Genomic DNA, 18,370 nt, shown 5'->3' with positions numbered 1-18,370 from the left:
GCTCAGTGCCCAGTATGGACGAACGCCGTCCTGCCGCGCCACACTTCGACGACCACAGCCACCCTCACCCCTTCGACGACTTCACCGCCGTGCCGCCGCACGACGCGGACGCCGAAGCCGCCATGCTGGGCGCGTGCATGCACGACTCCGCAGTGGTCGACGCCGTCCGGAACATGCTCGATGGACCGGACTTCTACCGGCCGGCACACGAGACGGTCTGGCAGGCCATCCTCGCCCTGCGCGGCGAGGACAAACCCACCGATCCGATCGTGCTCTGCGACCGGCTGCGCGAGCAGGACGACCTGCAGCGGGTCGGCGGTGCGCCGTACGTGCACCGGCTCGCTTCCGCCACGCCCTCGGTCAGCGGTGCCACCCATTACGCGGGGATCGTGCGCCGCATGTCCGAGCTGCGGCGCCTGCGCGCCTCTGGTCTGCGCACGATGCAGCGGGCCACGGAGCCCGGAGCAGACCCCGATGCCATCCGCAGCGAAGTCGAAAGTGAGGTCCGGGCCGAGCGCGAGCGGGCCCTGGCCTCGGGGCAGGGACGACTCTCGCGGTTCATCACCGACGGATGGTCGTTCGTCAAAGAGAGCGGTGCGGACGCCGAACCCCTGTGGGGCACCCGAGAGAAGACCGTCTGGGCACCTGGCGAGAGCCTGATGATCGTCGGCGCTCCGGGCGTAGGCAAGACGACCCTGGCCCATCAGGTGATCTTCGCCCGCATCGGCCTGCAGGAGACCGTCCTGGAGATGCCCGTCGCGCCCAGCAGGCGGGTGCTCTACCTGGCCATGGACCGGCCCAAGCAGATCGCCAAGGCCATGGCCCGTCGCGTCTTCCCCACCGACGAGAAGATCCTGCGCGAGCGGCTCGTGGTCTGGGAAGGCCCACTACCCGCCACCCTCGACAAGGAGCCCGACCTCCTCGCCGACCTCGCCGCCGCCCACCGGGCCGACACCATCGTGATCGACAGCCTCAAGGACGCCGTCAGCACGATGGTCGACGACAGCCTCGCCGTCGCCTTCCACAACGCCCGCATGCGCGCCCTGCGAGGCGGCGTGGAGATCCTGGAGCTGCACCACCAGCGCAAGGCAACCGCCGACGCCCCACGCGTCCAACGCCCCAGCCTGGACCAGGTCTACGGCTCCACATGGATCACCGCCGGCGCAGGCAGCGTCCTGTTCGTCACCGGCAGGGCAGGCGACCCCGCCGTCACCCTGCACCACCTCAAGACCCCCACCGGGGAGGTCGGCCCGCTGGACGTCACGCACGACCATGTGCGCGGCACCACCATCGTCGACCCCACCAAGGACCCCGCCATCCTGCTGCGCAACGCCCCCAACGGGCTGACAGCGCGCGACCTGGCGACCGTCCTCATCGGCGGAGGTGATCCCGAGCGCGCCGACATCGAGAAGGCGCGACGGCACCTCAGCCGCCTCGTCGAAAGCGGCCTGGCGACCAAGGCCGACGGCATCGCCGGAGGAGCTGGGGGTGGCCAGCAAGCCCGCTACTACCCCTCCGCCCGCCACCTCACCGCCGTCGGCTGAAGCCTTCCCTGCCCCTGCGGGGCGTTCACGCGACCGTACACGCGGCCTCCGCGTCCATACAGCGCGGTGAAGCGCTCACAGCGCACACGCTCCACGCGAAATCGCAGGTCACACGATCACGCAAGCGTCCACGCCGTACACGCACCCAAGCGATCACGCGCGGGGCCCCCTTTAGAAGGGGGCCCGCGTGTACGCCCCCTCCGTGAACGCCGCCCGCCCTCGCCGACGGGCACCGCTTCCCCACCCTGGAGATCACTCCTTGCACTCCCCTGTACCAAGCTTCCCCCGAGCCGATCGCGGCATCGTGCCACCTGTCTCGGCCACCGAGGACGAGGCCCTCGGACATCGCAGCGATCCTGGAACCGCTCCCCGAACACCCGCACCCGCTGCGAGGAATCGCGTGAACCGGAAGGGACGCGTCACCCTCGTCCTTGGTCTGATGGCCGTTGTCCTCATGGCCTTCCGGGTCTCGTGGAACGCCCTGTCCGACGTGGCCCGCGCCATCGGCGCCGATTCCACCGCCGCCCTGCTCTACCCGATCGTCGTCGACGGACTGATGGCCCTCGCGTTGATCGCCGCGCTGGTGCTGACCGGCGCCGAACGGAAGGTCGCGCTGCGGGTCCTGGCCGCCTACACGATCGCCAGCCTCCTGCTGAACTACGTCCACGGTCTCGTCCCAGCCCTGCACACCACGTCGGCTCGGTGGAACCGACTGGCCGACTGGAACCCCGCGAACTGGGCTCTCGTGCTGTTGGCGACCTCGCTCCCGGTCGGGTCGATCTACTTCGGTTCGGACCTCGTGGCGAAGGTGCTGCACCACGGTCCGGAGTCGGCCGACTCCTTCGAAGAAACCTCTGCACGGTCGGTCAGGCAACAAGCCGACAACCGGGGCGCACAGTCGGGGTCGGACCAGGCTGAGTCGGCCTCAGAGCAACCGGTCGAGTCGCCCCCGGTGAAGGTCGTGAAAACGCGCGTGACACGGCCGACCGACCCCGACGAGTCGGCCCCCACGGCCCGGCCGCCCCGGTCCATCACCGTGGCGGAGTCGGCCGGGACCACCCCGCGCCGGATCGTAGCCGCCGAGTCGAGCGCCGACCGGACGCGTACCGACGCCGATGTCCTCGACGATGCCCGACTCCTGACCGCCGACTGGGACGACGACCGGTTGACCGCCGAACGTCTGCGCGGCGCACTGCGGATCGGCCAGAAGCGCGCCCGTGTCCTGCGCGACCGACTGCAAGCCGAGCGCGCCGGCCGGACCGGCCCCGTATCTCCGCAGCAGACGGAACTCCGCACAACTTCCGTCGGCACCGACTGACTCCGGCGACGCACCGTCCCTCTCCCGGACCCCCTGTGTCACTGCACCAGCAAGAACAGGGCCAGGGAACCCCGCAGTGAAGCATCCGACACCAGCACCTCACGGAGAACCACCCGATGCCCGACCCACACCACGAATTCCCCCACCATCAGCGAGAGGTAACCACCGCCCTGACCAACAGCGGAGCAAGTTGGAGGTTCGGACACTCCCCCGCAGGGGGAGCGCTCGAACCCGACCCCGCCCCGAGGGCGGCGGGGCCCGTCCAGCGCCAGGGGGCGCCGGACGGAGAGGCGGCGACCGAGGGCGGATCGCGGCGAGGGGACATCGGGCGCGAGCGCCGGACCAAGGTCAGGGGGAAGGCGCGTCCGCGCGAGAAGAAGCAGCGTCCCGCCCAGAGCGTACGCCTCAGCGATCACGAGCACGCGATCATCCAGGCCGGCGCCGATGCCGTCGGCATGAGTCTGGCCGGGTTCCTCGCCCACGCCGCGCTGGCCGCCGCCCGCGACCAGTCCCGCACCGCCGCCACCATCGCCACCGAACGCGATGTGCTCACCGAGCTGTTCGCCATGCGCCGGCAGCTCGGCTGGGCCGGCAGCAATCTCAACCAGGTCGCCAAGACTCTCAACTCCGGCGGTGACGCGCCCCACCTCAGGGAAGTCATCGCCGACATCCGCCGCGCGGCCAACGCCACGAAGAAGGCCGTCGACCGCGTGGCCAACCATCAGGAGGATGAGGCGGCTTGATCCCCAGCATCCACAAGCAGGGCCGCAGCACCCTCGGCCTGCTCCACTACCTCTACGGCAAGGGCACGCACGAGGAGCACGTCGACCCGCACCTGGTCGCCTCCTTCGACCACCTGGCCCCCGACCCCGGCCGCGACCCTTCAGCCACCAAGAAGGACCTCGCTCACCTCCTCGACCAGCCGCTCCACCTCCTCGCCCAAGGCCAGCGGCCCGACAAACACGTGTGGCACTGCTCGGTACGCGCCGCCCCCGGCGACCCGATCCTGACCGACGACCAGTGGGCCGACATCGCCCGACGCACTGTCGCAGCCACCGGCATCGACCCCGGCGACGGCGCGGGCTGCCGCTGGGCCGCCGTCCGCCACGCGGACGACCACATCCACATCATCGCCACCCTCGTCCGCGAAGACGGCCGCCGCCCCGACCACCACCGCTCCGGCCAACGCGCCCAGGCCGAAGCCCGCCTCATCGAAGCCGACTACGGTCTCCACCGTGTTGCCCCCGGCGACGGCACTGCGGCGAAGCGCACCACCAGCGCCGAACGGCACAAGGCCGATCGCCTGGGCCGGGACCGCGCTGCGCGCGAGGAACTGCGCGAGACCGTTCGGCACGCGATGGCCGGTGCCGCCTCCACCGAGGAGTTCCTCGACCGCCTCAAGGACTCCGGGCTGCTCGTACGCACGAGGGTCCTGCCCTCCGGCGACCTGAAGGGCTACACGGTTGCCCTGCCCGACGACCGCAACAGCGACAAGAAGCCGGTCTACTACGCCGGATCCACCCTCGCCCCAGACCTGTCCCTGCCCCGCCTCCAGGAACGCTTCGCCACCAGCACACCACCACCGGCCCCCTCGTCACCCGCCGCTGCACGACGCTCCACCACCCACGCGGTCTGGGCGGCGCTGCTCGTCCTCGACCACACCGACGACGGCGCGGCTGCCGCGCAGATCGCCGCCACCGGCGAGGTTCTGGATGCTCTCGCCAAGACCTCAGCCGTCCACACCCGCGACGAACTGCGTCAGGCGGCTCGGAACTTCGAGCGCGCCTCTCGATCCCACACCCGAGCCGAGTTCCGCCACGCGCAGGATCTGCGCCAGGCAGCCCGCAATCTTATGTACAGCGGGCCCGCGTTCGGCCGGGGCGAGGACGGGGCCAGCACCGCCATGGTCCTGGACACACTGATCTTCCTCGTCATCGCCGCCGCCCACTGGCACGCTCGACGCCAGCACGCCCAGCAGGCCGAAGCCGCCCGGCGGACAGCCGCCCACCTGCGGAACGCCTACCGGCAGGCAGCCGCCGAACCCCTCACCGTGCTACGCGAACGTGGCCGCCGACTCGCCCCGTCCTTGCGCCGTCACCACGCCACCACCGTCCGCACCGCCCTGCCCGAGCTCGCCGAGACCATCCTGACCGAACCCGGCTGGAACGCCCTGGCCGCCACCCTCGCCGATGTAGAACGCGCTGGCCACAAGCCCGGCGCTCTGCTCGCCGAGGCAGCCGCCCGCCGGGAACTGGGCACCGCCAAATCCCTCAGCGACGTCCTGGTGTGGCGACTGCGCCGCCGAGCCGACCTGCCCGCCTACGCACCAAGCATAGAACCCACTCGGATCAGCCGCCCCGCCAATGGTCAGGCCATGACACAGCGTCTGGCAGGGCCTTCGGCTTCACGGGCACCGCGCCGTTGATCCCGGCAGAGGTCCGTCACCCGTTGTTCCCCTGGGGGTGACCTCTGGAGAGCGTGGGTCCCCTTTCTTCCCGGCCCCGGTGGAGGGCAGGATCTTGGGTATGAGGATTCTGGTCATGGGCGGTACGTGGTTCCTGGGCAAGAGCGTCGTCGAGGAGGCCCTGCGTCGCGGCTGGGACGTGACGGCGTTCAACCGTGGCCGGTCCGGGCAGGACGTGCCGGGGGTGCGCTCGGTGCGGGGTGACCGCACGCAAGTCGCGGATCTCGACCGGCTGGCCGGACACGGTCCTTGGGACGCCGTGATCGACACGTCGAGTTCCGAGCTCGCGCCGCGCGAAGTGCGGCTGGCAGCGCAGGCCCTGCGTGACGCGGCTTCCCGGTGGGTGCATGTGTCCACCGTGTCGGTGTACGCGGGGTGGCCGCACCGGACGCTGACCGAGTCGTCGGAGGTACTGGAGTGTCCGTCGGACGCGGACGCCTCCTTCGGCTACACCGGCGCGGACGGTTCGCCCACCAAGTACGGGTTCCAGAAGGCCGGCGGGGAGCGGGCGGTCAGTGAGGCGTTCGGGGACCGGGCGGTGTTTCTGCGGCCGGGGATCATCCTCGGGCCGGGTGAGTACGTGGGGCGGCTGCCGTGGTGGCTGAACCGGGCCGACCGGGGTGGTCCAGTGCTCGCGCCGGCACCGGCCGCGCGAGTCATCCAGCCGGTCGACGTGCGCGACGTCGCGGCGTTCGCCGTGGACCAGGCGGCTGCCACGACTGGCGGCGCCTACAACGTGGCACACCCCGAAGGGCTGAGCTTCAAGGACTTCCTGCTCGCCTGCCTCGATGTCACCGAGTCGAACGGCCACCCGGTGTGGGTCGAGCCGGAGACGCTCGTCGGGCACGGGGTCCGGCAGTGGACCGAACTGCCGCTGTGGCGTACGCACGCGGGCGCGTGGTCGGTGGACTCGGGCCGGGCGGTGGCAGCCGGGCTGCGGTGCCGACCGCTCACCGAGACGATCGCGGACACCTGGGCGTGGCTGCGGGGCGACGGCCGCCCCGTGGAACACCCCCGCTGGGCGGAACACGGCCTCGCTCCCGAGAAGGAGGCCGAGATCCTCGCCTCCCTGGCGTCCGCGTCGTAAGGCGGTTCAGCCCTCCAGCGCGGCCACGGCGCCGGCTCCTAGCTGGTGCTGTGCGGCGAGGCGGCTGAAGTGCTCCAGCCGCTCGCTGATCTCGTCGGCGAGCGGTGTCCGGCGGAATTGTTCGTCGGCCAGTTGGCGGCGGACGCGCGCGGTGCGGGTCAGGAGGCCGGTGGCACGCTGTTCACCGGGCACGATCCAGACGCGGTCGAGGGCATCGGCAGCGCCGTCGAGGTCTCCGCTCAGCAGGCGGGCCGCGGCGAGGTCCGCAGCCGCTCCGCCCACCACGCGCGCGGAGCGGAGTGCCTCGGGTTTGGCGGTCACCAGGTCGAGGGCGGTGCGGGCCGCGGCCTCGGCCTGCTCTCCGTCGCCGAGCAGGAGGGAGGTGGAGCTGTTGGACATGGCCAGTCGCTCGTCGGTGAACCCGAACTCCCCTCCTACACCGTCGTGGAGGTCGTCGAACGCGTCTCGTCCCTCTCGGCGGGAGGCGTCAAGCGCTCGCTGAGCCGACACCGCGTCGCCTCGGTGGCCGTGGGCGCGTGCCTCGATGGCCGCCAGGCGGCGGTGCGCGACATCGCCGAGCCCGGTGAACATCTGTGCGCGCTGGGCGATCTGAGCCGCCTCGGCGGGGCGTCCCGAGAAGTAGGCGATGTAGGCGAGGGCGCCACCGGCGAAGGCTCGCAACGGTGTGAAGCGGGCGGTCTCGCCGTACAGCGCGGCTGCGCGGGCGAGCCGGGTGGAGCCGTCGAGGGAGCCGAGGTCGAAGGCCGCGGCGGACAGCAGCGCGCAGGCTTGACCGGCGATGATCAGCAGGTCCTCCTGCTGGGCGGGAACCTGGGTGCGGTCCCGGTGCTGTTCGGCTTCCTCCCTGAGCCTGCGTGCCGTCTGGAGGACTTCGAATGCCGAGTAGGAGTGGTACCGGCGGGCGAGTTCGGCGACATCGTCGCGCAGTTGGTCGAGGGTGGTGTCGGAGATGGACGCCGAGGCGGCGGCGCCGGCCTCGCTCGATGCGTCGCGTGCGGTCATGTCGATCTCGTCCTTCAGGCTGAACGCGGGTGCGGGTGACTCGGGTGAGGGCGGCGGCTGGAACAGGGCGGCGGCGCTGACACCGAACATCTCCTCCAGCACCCGGCAGGCGTCCGGTCCGGGCAGGGTGCGGATGGTTCCGGCGGTCCAACGACGGAACTGTGCCTCGGAAATCGTCGGGTTCGCGGCGCCCTTCTTGATCACTTTCTCGGCAACCCGGCCGAAGTGGGCCACGAAGTCGGCGTAGCGCCAGTGGCGTTGGGCCACCAAGGACTTGAGCAGCGTCCTGGGACGTTCATCCATCGTCGGCCCCTCTCGGCCAAAGAAGACCACTGACCATCTGTCGCCGCCCCTGTGGGCCTGCGAGTCCCCCGCAGGAAAAGAGATCCCGCCACCGGTCGCGCACGCAACACTCCTGGCGCAGAAGACACTTCGACGCTACCCGCACGCGACGTCTCTCCCCCGGAAGAGCACCGGACGCTACCCCCTGGGCCATGGCGACGACATCCGCACCGCCCTCAATCTGTTCGCCATCACCAAGCACAAGGGCATCAACACCAGCGAAGTACAAGGCGTTTGAGGCTCGGCTCGGTCTTGTCCGTCTCTTCCCCAGGAGTTTCGCCGTGATGCAGGAAAGCCCCCCACCTGCTCCTCAGGGAGAGACAGCCGGCGGTGTCCTCCGAGCGATCGCCGTTCCCCTGGAGCCTGATCCCCGAGCGGCGGCGAGGGCGCGCAGGACGGCACTCGACACCCTCACGTCGTGGGGCCTGCACAGCTTGGTCGACGACCTGACCCTGGTCGTGTCCGAGCTGGTGACCAACGCCGCGCAACACGGCGAGGGAACCATCGTGATGGTCCTGCAACAGCGTGGGGACCTGGTTCTCGTCGAGGTCGCCGACGCTTCCCCTGGCCTGCCGGTCACGCGGGCGCAGTCCGCCGAGGACGAGTCGGGCCGTGGGTTAGCCCTGGTCGAGGCCCTCTCGGACAACTGGGGATGCCGTGCGCGAGCACACCGCGGTGGTAAGTGGGTGTGGTGCAGCCGCTCGCTGGGTTCCGGAGCCGTCAAGCACGTCGGTCGGCCCGCTTCTCTGGAAGCCGTGCCTTGACCGCTTCCGCGAAAGCCGGACCCGCCGGCGAACTGAAGACCGGTCACGGCTCCCGTACCCGTCACCTGGGAGCCCGGACCAAGCCGAGAAAGAGAGAGTCCGTGAACAACGTTCCCGTCACAAACACCCGCCCGGAGGAATCGTCCGGGTCGGAACAGCAGTCGCGTGACGCGATGGTCCGGGAGCTGATCGAGCTGGGTGCCGCCCGCAGCCCGCAGGTCGTGGCGGCGTTCCGCAAGGTCCCCCGGCACCTGGCCACCCCCGAACTGGACCTGGCGACGGCCTACCAGACGGAGTTCGCCGCGATCACGAAGAAGGACGCCGACGGTGTGGCGATCAGCTCGGTGTCCGCCGCCCGTATCCAGGCCATGCAGCTCGAACAGGCCGACCTCCGCGCCGGTATGCGGGTGCTGGAGATCGGTTCAGGCGGCGTCAACGCGGCCTACCTTGCGGAAATCGTCGGTCCCACCGGCCGAGTCGTCACGCTCGACATCGACCCTGACGTGACCGAGGCCGCCCGGCGGTTCCTCACCGAGGCCGGTTACGACCGGCAGGTCCGCGCCGTCACCGCCGACGGCGAGTACGGCTGGGCCAACGACGCTCCGTACGACCGCATCGTCGTCACCGTCCAGGCCGCCGATGTCCCGCCCGCTTGGACCGCTCAACTCGCCGAAGGCGGGCGGCTCGTCGTACCGCTGCGGATGCGCGGCATGACGCGCGCCGTCGCACTCGTCCGCCACGGCGACCGGCTCGTCAGCGACAGCGTCGAACTGTGCGGCTTCGTGCCCATGCAGGGGGCCGGTGAGAACCGCGTCAGCCTGGTTCTGCTCCACGACGCCGAGGGGGAGGAAGTCGGGCTGCGCCTGGACGGCCACCCCGAACCCGACGCCGACGCGCTGCGCACCGCCCTGCGCAGCCCCCGCACCGACGTCTGGTCAGGGGTGACGCTCGCGGGCGACGAGTCCAACGAGCACCTGGACCTGTGGCTGACGACCGCGCTGGACAACCTGCCACTCCTGGCCGCGACACCGGCCGCCCGCGAACGCGGCCTGGTCGCCTCGGCGTCCCCGCTCGGCGTGCCCACACTCGTCCACGGCGACAGCTTCGCCTACCGTACGGTGCGCCGTACCGAGGACCCGGATCGGTTCGAACTCGGCGCCGTCGGCCACGGACCGCAGGGCCGGAAGGTCGCCGAGCGCCTGGTCCAGGAGATCCAGAACTGGGATCGCGGACACCGTGCGGACCGCGCGCGGGTCGAGATCCACCCGGTGAGTACACCGGTGGCGCAGCTTCCCGCGGGCCGGGTTGTCGACCGGCCGCACACGCGGGTCCTGATCACCTGGCCGTAACGCGAAAAGCGTCCCCCGGCCGGGGAGGCACAGCACATCCCACTCACCCGTACAGGAGGAATTCGACATGCCACAGCAGGGCACCTTCGCGCTCAAGGCCGCCACGGACTTCGTGGCCGGCGCCGACGCAGACTTCGACCTCGCCATCGAGACCATCGCGTCCGCCCCGGTCGTCCCCGGTCTTCTGAACGACACCGGCGACGGCTGCGGCTCGACCTGTCAGTCCGCCTGCTCCAACAGCACCTGCGTCAGCGGCTGACCATCCGGTGTGGTGAGGGGCAGGACCCGCCCCTCACCACCAGGAACACGAAGGAGGCAGAGCGATGTACCGAGCCGTTGACGCGGTCCTGATCAGAGCAGCCGCGCAGTCCCTCGCGGCCCCGCTGCCTCCTTGGCCGGACCTGAACGGCAGCACCCCGGCAGACGTGGAGCGCCAGCGGGAGTGGATCGGTGAAGTCTGGGCGGACGGCGCCACGTCGGCGGCCGTCGAGGTCGCCAGTCCTCTGCTCGCCGAGGCCGTGCGCGGCATACTCGAACACCGTGACCGGAGGCCCCGGAACGTCCGGCGTACCGTCGTGTCGCTGATGCGCTACCTGCTGCGGATGCGGCACCGTGCCACCCCCTTCGGCATGTTCGCCGGCCCCGCGCCTGTCCGCCTTGGTGACCAGGCCCGAGCTCACTGGGGCACCCGGCATCAGGTTTCCGTTCGTGCGGACGCCGAGTGGCTCGCCGAGGTCGTCACCGCTCTGGAGGGGAATCCCGGCCTGCTGCGGCGTCTGCCGGTCGTGGCCGACCGGACTCACGTCGTCCGGGGCACCAAGATCGCGGTACCCCACCAGCCGGGAAAGGACGGGCCCGCCGAGGTGATCCTCCGGCGCACTCCGGCTGCCGAGGAGGTACTCCGGCTTGCTCGCAGCCCGATCACGGTCGAGGACATCATCGCCAAACTGCGCGCGGAGTACCCCTCTGCCGCTGTTTCCGCGATCGAGGACATGGTGCGCGGTCTCGTCGCACACTGCATCCTCCTCACCGCCTTGCGGGCGCCCATGACCTGCGACGACGCCCTCGGCCACCTCGTCGTCCGGCTGGACGCCGTGGAAGAGCACGAGACCGCAGACCAGCTCCGGCACGTCCACCGTCTTCTGGCCCGGCACGACAGCGCACCCCCTGACCAGCAGCGGACGATCCGCGCGGAAGCCACCCGGCAGATGACCGCGCTGACGGACGTCACCGAACGGACCCTGGTCGTGAGCCTGCGCCCCGACTGCGACATCGTTCTACCCACCGCGGTCGCCCATGAAGCGGAACGAGCCCTTGAGGTCATGGCCCGCATCTCGCCGTACCCGGCGGGACCACCGGCCTGGCAGGACTACCGCGCCCGTTTCCTGGAGCGCTACAGCATGGGCACCCTCGTACCCGTCCGCGACCTCACCGACGCCGACATCGGCCTCGGTTTCCCGGCCGGCTATCGCGGTTCGGTCCTCGACCGCCCGGTCCGGGCCACGACTCTCCGGGACGAGCATCTCCTCGCGCTCGCCCAGGACGCCGCCGTCAACCAGGTGCGTGAGGTCGTGCTGACGGACGACGACCTCGCCGCGCTCTCCGTCGGCGACGTCCGGCAGGTTCCCGCTCACGTCGAACTGTGCTTCACCGTGCTCGCTCCTTCGCTCGACGCCTTGCAGCAAGGCAGGTTCAGGCTGAACCTCGCGGGCCTGTCCCAGTCGGCCGGCACCACGACCGGCCGTTTCCTGACCCTGCTGGAGCCCGCCGACCGCGACCGCATGACCGCCGCGTACGCGGCCTTGCCCACGCTCACCGCCGGTGCCGAGCGCGCCCAGATCTCCAGCCCGCCGCTACGGCTGCGCACCCAGAACGTCAGCAGGGCGCCCGCTGCCGTCCCCCACTTGATCTCGCTGGGCGAGCACAACTCGGCCGTCACGCTCGACCTGGACGACCTCGCCGTGACGGCGGATTCCCAGCGGCTCTACCTCGTGTCGCTGTCCACCGGGGAGTTCATCGAGCCGTCGGTGATGAACGCGGTCGAACTCACCAACGCCACGCACCCGTTGGTCCGCTTCCTTGCCGAAGTACCCCGCTCCCACGTTGCTGTGCTGGCGCCCTTCGTCTGGGGAGCCGCCGAACGTATGCCGTTCCTGCCCGAGATCCGCTCCGGCCGCACGGTCCTCTCGCCCACCCGCTGGCGCCTTCGTTCACTCGACGACGGACCTGGCTGGCTGCGCCGCTTCACCGACTGGCGCTGTCGCTACGGCGTACCCCGTTCGGTCTTCCTCGGCTCGGACGACCAACGGCTCCGGCTCGATCTGGACCAGCTCGCCCACCAGCAGTTGCTGCGTATGGAGCTGACCCGCACCGGCACGGTGACCTTGCACGAGGCGCCCGACGAGGAGTCGTACGGCTGGCTGGGCCGCACCCACGAGATCACCATGCCGTTCGCCTCCAACCTGCCCCCTGCGAACCGCCCCACACTGACGTCGACGGTCCTGCGACGGGACGCCGGACGACTGCCCGGCACCTCCCCATGGACCTACCTGAAGGTCTACTGCCACCCCGAGCGCACCCCGGAGATCCTGACCACAAACCTGCCCGCCCTGTTCCGGGACTGGGAAGGCGACGAGCCGCAGTGGTGGTTCACGCGATACGACGACACCGGCCCCCACCTGCGGCTACGGCTCCATCTGCCTCACGACTTCGGGAGCGTCGCGCGGCACGTCGGCGGCTGGGCGGCGGCACTCCGTGACACCGGGCTGGTCAGCCGTATCCAGTGGGACACCGACGAGCCCGAGACCGGCCGCTACGGCACCGGGCGGGCACTGGAAGCCGCCGAACTGGTCTTCGCCGCCGACTCCGCTGCCGCCGTCGCCCAACTGTCCCTCGGCATACCGCCGAGTCTGCGTCCCGCCGTGACGGCGGCCAGCTTCACGGACATGGCCGCCGCCTTCACCGGCAGCCCGGCCGCCGGGCATCGCTGGCTGATCGAGCGGCTCCCGAAGGCCAAGGGCACGGCTCCGCCGCGTCCCGTCCAGGAGCAGGCAGCCCGTCTGTCCACTCCGGACCACGACTTCGCCTCACTGCGCGCGCTGCCGGGCGGAGAGCGCGTGGTCGCCGCCTGGACCTATCGCCGCGCCGCCTTGGAGAGCTACCGAACCGCGCTCGACGACTGCGGCGCCGACCCGGCCGGAGTCCTGCCATCCCTGCTGCACATGCACCACAACCGGGCCGCAGGCATCGACCCCGATGGCGAGGCCGCCTGCCGCCGCCTGGCCCGCGCCACCGCCTTGTCGTGGGCGACGCGCGCCGCAGGAGGACGGCGATGACCGCTTACCGGCAGTCCCTGGCCCACGGCCACCTCGGCATCGCGCTGCTCCACATCGAACGTGCCCACCAGGACAACTGCTCCTGGCAGACCGTTCATCGCCAACTCGCCGCCATCGGCCCTCTCATCGACGGCGACGAAGCGAGCCTGTTCCTCGGCGCTCCGGCGATGACGTATGTCCTGCACCAGGCCGCCGCCGACAGCGACCGCTACGCGAGTGCCGTACACGCGCTCGACCGGATCGTCGCCGAGCACACCCGGCGTCGGCTCACGGCGGCCCACGCACGCATCGACCGTGGCGAGCCGACGAGTTTCGCCGAGTACGACCTGTTCCGTGGTCTGACCGGGCTCGGCGCTCTTCTCCTTCGACGCGGTGACCGCCAACTCGGCGTGCTGAGAGGGGTCCTGGAGTACCTGGTGCGCCTGACCGAGCCGCTCCCCGGCACCCGCCTGGGCTGGTGGGTGGCCCACAGCCCCGTCAATCTCGGCTCACCCACCCCCGGTGGCCACGCCAACGCCGGCCTCGCCCACGGCATCACCGGCCCGCTGGCCCTCCTTGCACTCGCCGAGCTGCGCGGCGTCATCGTGCCCGGACAGGAGGAGGCCATGCGGCGGATCTGCCGGTGGCTGGACCAGATACGGGTGAGCGCCCACCAGGGAGTTCACTGGCCACGATGGACAACCGCGACCACGCCGGTCCACCAACACTCGGACACTCCGTCCTGGTGCTACGGCACCCCCGGTATCGCCCGTGCGCAGCAACTCGCGGCTCTCGCTCTGGGCGACGCGGACCGCAAACGCATGGCCGAACGGGCACTTCTGTCCTGCCTGGCCGACGCCCACCAGCTCGACAGGCTCACCGGCCAGGGGCTGTGCCACGGCGTCGGCGGTCTTCTGCGCACCGTCCAGCGCGTTGCCCAGGACGCCGACGAATCCGCCGCCTTCACCCGGTTCCTTCCGCGGCTCAGCGAGCGTTTCCTCGCTGCCGAGATGCCGACCGAGGCGGGCTTCCTCGAAGGCTCGGCCGGAGCTGCGCTCGCCTTCGACGGCGTCAAGGCGGACGAGGCTCCGGGCGGTGACTGGGATGCCTGCCTGCTCCTTGTCTGACACGGCTGAGGAAGGAGTAGAACAGATGGACCTGCACGACAGCAGAGTGGCTGAGCAGGCGGTCCTCGCCGTCCTGTCCGGGACGCCGGTCGAGGAGGTCTCCGTCCGGCTGGATTCGTCACCGGGCCAGCTGGCCGAGGCCGTTGAGTTGTACCGGGCCGCTGGACGGGCGGCGCTCGACGCGCGGTCGGCGTCCTCCGACTGGCAGCAGGTGAACATCGAGTTCACCGACTACGCGACCGCCCAATCCGCCTTCCTCACCTACTTGTTGATGCCTCTTCGTGAGGCGAGTGCCGTGGGGGAGATCGGCGCCTGGTGGTTCGTCCGCAAGTTCCCCTGCTGGCGGCTCCGCCTCGCCCATGGGCCACAGGCGCGGGCCGGGTACACGTCGGAGCGTCTCCGGAAAGCTCTCGACAGCGCGGTCTCGTGGGGTGTGGTGAGACGGTGGTGGCCGTCGCCGTACGAGGCCGAGGCGGTGGCCTTCGGCAGGGCCGAGGGGATGAGGATCGCTCACAGCTTGTTTCACGCAGACAGCGTGGGAGTACTCGACTACCTGCGTGGCTCGGGGACGAAGGATGACATCCCGCTCGACGCCAAGGCGGTCTCGCTGATCATCACCAGCCTGTTCCTGCGCGCCGCCGGGCAGGAATGGAGCGAGCAGGGCGATGTGTGGGCGCGCGTCGAAGCCAAGCGGGCTCTCCCTGATGATGTTCCGCCGGAGCGGGTGACGGCCATGACCGACGCGGTGCGTGAACTCCTGGCCGCCGACACCGAGTCCGCCTTCGCTGTCGGCAACTCGCTGGCTCCCCTTGCCGGTTGGGCCGACGCGATGAAACACGGCGGCCAGAGCCTCGGGAACGCCGGTCGCGAAGGACGGCTCGCGCTCGGCACACGGAGCATCCTCGCCCGGCACGTCCTCTTCCACTGGAACCGCATGGGCTTCACGACGCGCCAGCAGGCCATTTGGGCACGGGCTGCGAGGGAGGCGATCCTCGGGGGAGAGGCTGGCTGATACCGACATGTAGCAAGGCACGCAGCAACCAAGACGAACCGGTTCCGGGTGGCCCAGCTCGGATGCCTTCCGAATGGGCGTCTACGAGAAGCAGGTAGCTGACTCGGTACCGTTCGAATCTGGGTGGTGGTTGCTCCGACCCGTCGACTGCGTTTTGCTGGGAGCCATGGCACAGTCCCTCATTCCTCAGGCTTTGGAACGGCAGCGTGGGTTTCGAGGCATGAGCGTGCAGGAGTTGGCCAAGGCCACTGGTGTCTCCCCTGAGTCCGTGCGGCGCTGGGAGGCGGGAACTCAAGCGGTAGGCGACCGAACTTTCGGGCGCCTCCTGAAGGTGCTGCGCTGTGACGCGCAAGACCTGACAGCAGGCGAACGGGGGACCGAAACACTGCAGGATCTACGTCGCCGGGCAGGTATGAGCGCCGCCGAGGTCGCTTCGCTCCTTCGACGCAAGCGGGCCTCGCAAGGTCTCCACATCAGCGCCGAGAAGGTACGTGACCTTGAGCGTGGCCGCCCAGTGAGCGGGCGGGATTGGCTGTCCCCTGAAACTCAGGGCAAGGTGGCTCGGATGCTGGCCCAGGTCTATGGAATTTCCGACCGTGTAGTCATTGACGCCTGGCGCCGTACCCGCCCGAACGACCCCGCTCCCGCACTTCCGGTCCGTCAACGTCGCAACACATCCGAGACGGCAATGACAACCTGGCGCGAGCTCAACGAGCGACAACGCAGCTACCTGACGTGCATCTTCCACCAGGACCAGGAAGCAGAAGAGGAACAGCGCCAGAATCGCTATGCAGGGGAGGCTCAGCGGCCTGCTGCAGCATGGCGTCGGCTGACCTTGGCCCTCAGTGCTCCAGCCGACCTTGTCGGCTTCACCCGCATCCAAGAGCGGCTCCGGGAGGCCGGCATTCACGATCCGGGAACAGGGTCATCCGTGAGCGCACTGGACAGGCGGGGCCTGATCACCGTTTACCGAGATCGTCTATATGTCGAAGGACTAGGGGATGTCCCTCGTACGCGCGTAGAGATGACTCGGCGCGGCCGAGCGGTCGCACGCGCAGCGCTCGGAGTCACGCCTGTTCCAGCACCACCCGCAACGCTGCTGTCACCGTGGCTGTGGAAAATCGTGGTTCGTGTCGCGGAGGCAGGGGTGCAAGGCGTGGACGGCAGCCTCGCCGGACGGGGACCGCACTACCTTGCCGTCGGCCAGAGTCCCGACGGGCGTACACCCAGCCGAGGCTTCATTGTTCTGCGCCTCCCTGACGGGGCAGACCACGGGGCGTACCGCTGGTTCCTCACCGATTCCGGGCGACGTCATATCGCCGACCACATCGACACCTACCGCTCTTTGTACCCGAACGTCGAAGTCGGCTGCATCGCAGCGGAGTTCTCATGATCAACTGAGTGATTTCCAGGCCCATTGTCAGTGCCGTGTCGTAGCCTCCCTGCCAATGATGCGACACGGAGACTCGACCACGGTCCAGCAAACCCACGTCCTGCTGGAAATCGTCAAGGCATTCGCGGTGTGCGAGCACGCGATGGCCGTCGGTGACCTGAGCGGACCTCAACGTCTGGACCGCCTCATGGAAGCCCACGGGATCCTGATGGCCGCATGCGGGCCCGGCCACCACATCCCCTTCGACGAACTGATGGGCAGACTCACCGGTGAACGAGCGGGTTCTCTCGAGCGGCTACTGCCAGAATGGATCAACGCCGACGAACTGGCGGGCGTACGGCTGTTGGAGAGCGACGGCGTCGCAACCGAAGAAGGCTTCGACTTCCGGCATGAGGCGCAGCGTGTCATGCGCGCCGCGCAGAAAGTCGGGAAATTCAACGGCCAGGTGACCAAGCCCAAGCTGGATGACGAGTACAGCCAGGAGTCCGTCTTCAGCGCGATCAAGGGCCCGTTCTACGAGAGGCACCGCAGGACGTTGGTCGAGAATCCGACCGTCCCGAGGAAGGACCTCGCCGCCCTCAACCTGCCGTCCCGTGCGAACGATTTTTATGGGCCGATCTCCCAGTACGGGCAGTACAACGGCTGGTGGTGGCCTTGCCCGGCCTGCCAGTGGCCGATGAAGGTGACGACAGACCGATCCAGCGGGCGCATTCGCGGGCAGGTGCGCTGCCTGTACCCCTGGCATGAGGAAACGGGCGCGTCTTACGAGTTCGTTGTGACTGCTCGCCGTAAGACGGCCCCCGAGTTGAGTCCGACATTCGAGTGCCGAGTGCCGTCAGGGCGATTTGCCCAGCTGTGGACCGGTGCTGTTCCGCTCGTGCCGGAAGCCAGAGCGGTGGCGGAGACGGTAGCGCTTGTGCGGCCCGTGTGGCGATACACCGTTGTGCCCGGGCTTCCCGAACTGGCTCTGCATCGGGCCGTCTCAGCCAGCCTCGACGGCACTCCCTGGGCTTCGCATCTGTGGCCCAACGGCGATCAGTGTGACCTGTGGGTAACTCATGAGAACAACAATGAGCCTCGGTTCATGGCCGACTTCAAGGACTACACCTGGCCCAATCACCTGGTCAGCAAACTCGACATGGATGGCGGCGACCGGGGCGGGGCCGAGTATCTGGTGGTGCCCGACCACCGCAAGGAGCAGGTCGATCAGCTCAACGCAGTGTGCCGCAGACACGGGATGAAGGCGGCAATGACTGCGACGGACTACCTGGAGATGGTCGTCAAGCACCTCAAGGGAGGCCAGGCATGAGCGGGGACATGACAGGGGCGGAGGCCGGCCTCGCCGGAGCGCTCGCGCTGGCAGCGCACTACTTCCCGCGCAAGGACGACGAGGGACACGTTCTGGCAGGCTTCGAGGAGGCAACATTCTTCGCTCACCGCAAGCCGCAAGCCTGGTCAGAATGGCCGAACTTGCCCGTCGCCGAACGAAACCTGATCCGCCAAGTGATGACCTTGATGGCTCAGAAGCTGTTGTCTTTCCGGACTTGAGGACTGTGTTTCCGCTGGTCAGGCGTAGGGTTGGCGATCCCGTGGGAGTTGTGGCCTGTCGTGCTGTTGCTGCCAGGGAGGTCGT

Annotated in this window: 15 protein-coding genes; 14 read left to right on the top strand and 1 reads right to left on the bottom strand. The window is 69.5% G+C overall.

All coding sequences use genetic code 11. The annotated features are described in order from the left end of the window. The first annotated feature begins 14 nt into the window (after window positions 1–14). The 5 genes from ACVNF4_RS09785 to ACVNF4_RS09765 all read left to right on the top strand — a co-directional run bounded on the left by ACVNF4_RS09785 (window position 15) and on the right by ACVNF4_RS09765 (window position 6,413). Window positions 15–1,544: a DnaB-like helicase N-terminal domain-containing protein gene (locus tag ACVNF4_RS09785; protein WP_461802330.1), complete on the top strand. Its 1,530-nt coding sequence runs from the start codon at window positions 15–17 to the stop codon at window positions 1,542–1,544. A 400-nt stretch (window positions 1,545–1,944) separates the two neighbouring features. Then, window positions 1,945–2,862: a DUF2637 domain-containing protein gene (locus ACVNF4_RS09780; RefSeq protein ID WP_461802316.1), complete on the top strand. Its 918-nt coding sequence runs from the start codon at window positions 1,945–1,947 to the stop codon at window positions 2,860–2,862. A gap of 116 nt (window positions 2,863–2,978) precedes the next feature. Beyond that, window positions 2,979–3,605: a plasmid mobilization protein gene (locus tag ACVNF4_RS09775; protein WP_461802315.1), complete on the top strand. Its 627-nt coding sequence runs from the start codon at window positions 2,979–2,981 to the stop codon at window positions 3,603–3,605. Continuing rightward, entirely contained in the window at window positions 3,602–5,287 is a 1,686-nt protein-coding gene (locus ACVNF4_RS09770; protein WP_461802314.1) for a relaxase/mobilization nuclease domain-containing protein, read from the top strand. The genes ACVNF4_RS09775 and ACVNF4_RS09770 overlap by 4 nt, the downstream gene beginning before the upstream one ends. A gap of 100 nt (window positions 5,288–5,387) precedes the next feature. Next, on the top strand, window positions 5,388–6,413 hold the full coding sequence (locus tag ACVNF4_RS09765; RefSeq protein ID WP_461802313.1) for an NAD-dependent epimerase/dehydratase family protein: 1,026 nt from the start codon (window positions 5,388–5,390) through the stop codon (window positions 6,411–6,413). Window positions 6,414–6,419: 6 nt separating this feature from the next. Here the strand turns inward: ACVNF4_RS09765 and ACVNF4_RS09760 are convergent, their stop codons facing one another. Beyond that, entirely contained in the window at window positions 6,420–7,739 is a 1,320-nt protein-coding gene (locus tag ACVNF4_RS09760; protein ID WP_461802312.1) for a DNA-binding protein, read from the bottom strand. 191 nt (window positions 7,740–7,930) lie between these two features. On the opposite strand from ACVNF4_RS09760, the gene ACVNF4_RS09755 reads away from it, so the two are divergent. The 9 genes from ACVNF4_RS09755 to ACVNF4_RS09715 all read left to right on the top strand — a co-directional run bounded on the left by ACVNF4_RS09755 (window position 7,931) and on the right by ACVNF4_RS09715 (window position 18,285). After that, window positions 7,931–8,542, top strand: coding sequence for an ATP-binding protein (locus tag ACVNF4_RS09755; RefSeq protein ID WP_461802311.1), 612 nt, complete (start codon window positions 7,931–7,933; stop codon window positions 8,540–8,542). A 101-nt stretch (window positions 8,543–8,643) separates the two neighbouring features. After that, the gene (fxlM, locus tag ACVNF4_RS09750) at window positions 8,644–9,891 is read left to right on the top strand and encodes a methyltransferase, FxLD system (RefSeq protein WP_461802310.1); all 1,248 of its coding nucleotides are present in this window, start codon (window positions 8,644–8,646) and stop codon (window positions 9,889–9,891) included. A gap of 67 nt (window positions 9,892–9,958) precedes the next feature. After that, a complete protein-coding gene (locus tag ACVNF4_RS09745; protein WP_461802309.1) occupies window positions 9,959–10,150 on the top strand; it encodes an FxLD family lanthipeptide in 192 nt (63 codons plus the stop codon). Between the two features lie 64 nt (window positions 10,151–10,214). Further along, complete coding sequence (locus tag ACVNF4_RS09740) at window positions 10,215–13,226, top strand: lantibiotic dehydratase (protein ID WP_461802308.1); 3,012 nt, start codon at window positions 10,215–10,217, stop codon at window positions 13,224–13,226. Further along, complete coding sequence (locus ACVNF4_RS09735) at window positions 13,223–14,332, top strand: lanthionine synthetase C family protein (protein WP_461802307.1); 1,110 nt, start codon at window positions 13,223–13,225, stop codon at window positions 14,330–14,332. Before ACVNF4_RS09740 ends, ACVNF4_RS09735 begins: the two co-directional genes overlap by 4 nt. 25 nt (window positions 14,333–14,357) lie before the next feature. Then, window positions 14,358–15,344: a thiopeptide-type bacteriocin biosynthesis protein gene (locus ACVNF4_RS09730; RefSeq protein WP_461802306.1), complete on the top strand. Its 987-nt coding sequence runs from the start codon at window positions 14,358–14,360 to the stop codon at window positions 15,342–15,344. 166 nt (window positions 15,345–15,510) lie between these two features. Continuing rightward, window positions 15,511–16,737 carry a helix-turn-helix domain-containing protein gene (locus ACVNF4_RS09725; RefSeq protein WP_461802305.1) on the top strand — a complete coding sequence of 409 codons (1,227 nt, stop codon included), beginning with the start codon at window positions 15,511–15,513 and terminating at the stop codon, window positions 16,735–16,737. Window positions 16,738–16,792: 55 nt separating this feature from the next. Beyond that, complete coding sequence (locus ACVNF4_RS09720) at window positions 16,793–18,046, top strand: restriction endonuclease-related protein (protein ID WP_461802304.1); 1,254 nt, start codon at window positions 16,793–16,795, stop codon at window positions 18,044–18,046. Then, window positions 18,043–18,285: a hypothetical protein gene (locus ACVNF4_RS09715; RefSeq protein WP_461802303.1), complete on the top strand. Its 243-nt coding sequence runs from the start codon at window positions 18,043–18,045 to the stop codon at window positions 18,283–18,285. Before ACVNF4_RS09720 ends, ACVNF4_RS09715 begins: the two co-directional genes overlap by 4 nt. The last annotated feature ends 85 nt before the right edge of the window (window positions 18,286–18,370 follow it).

This window comes from Streptomyces sp. S6, from assembly GCF_054880855.1.
Note: the sequence above shows the minus strand (reverse complement) of the source record. Positions and strands in the feature narration are given on the sequence as shown.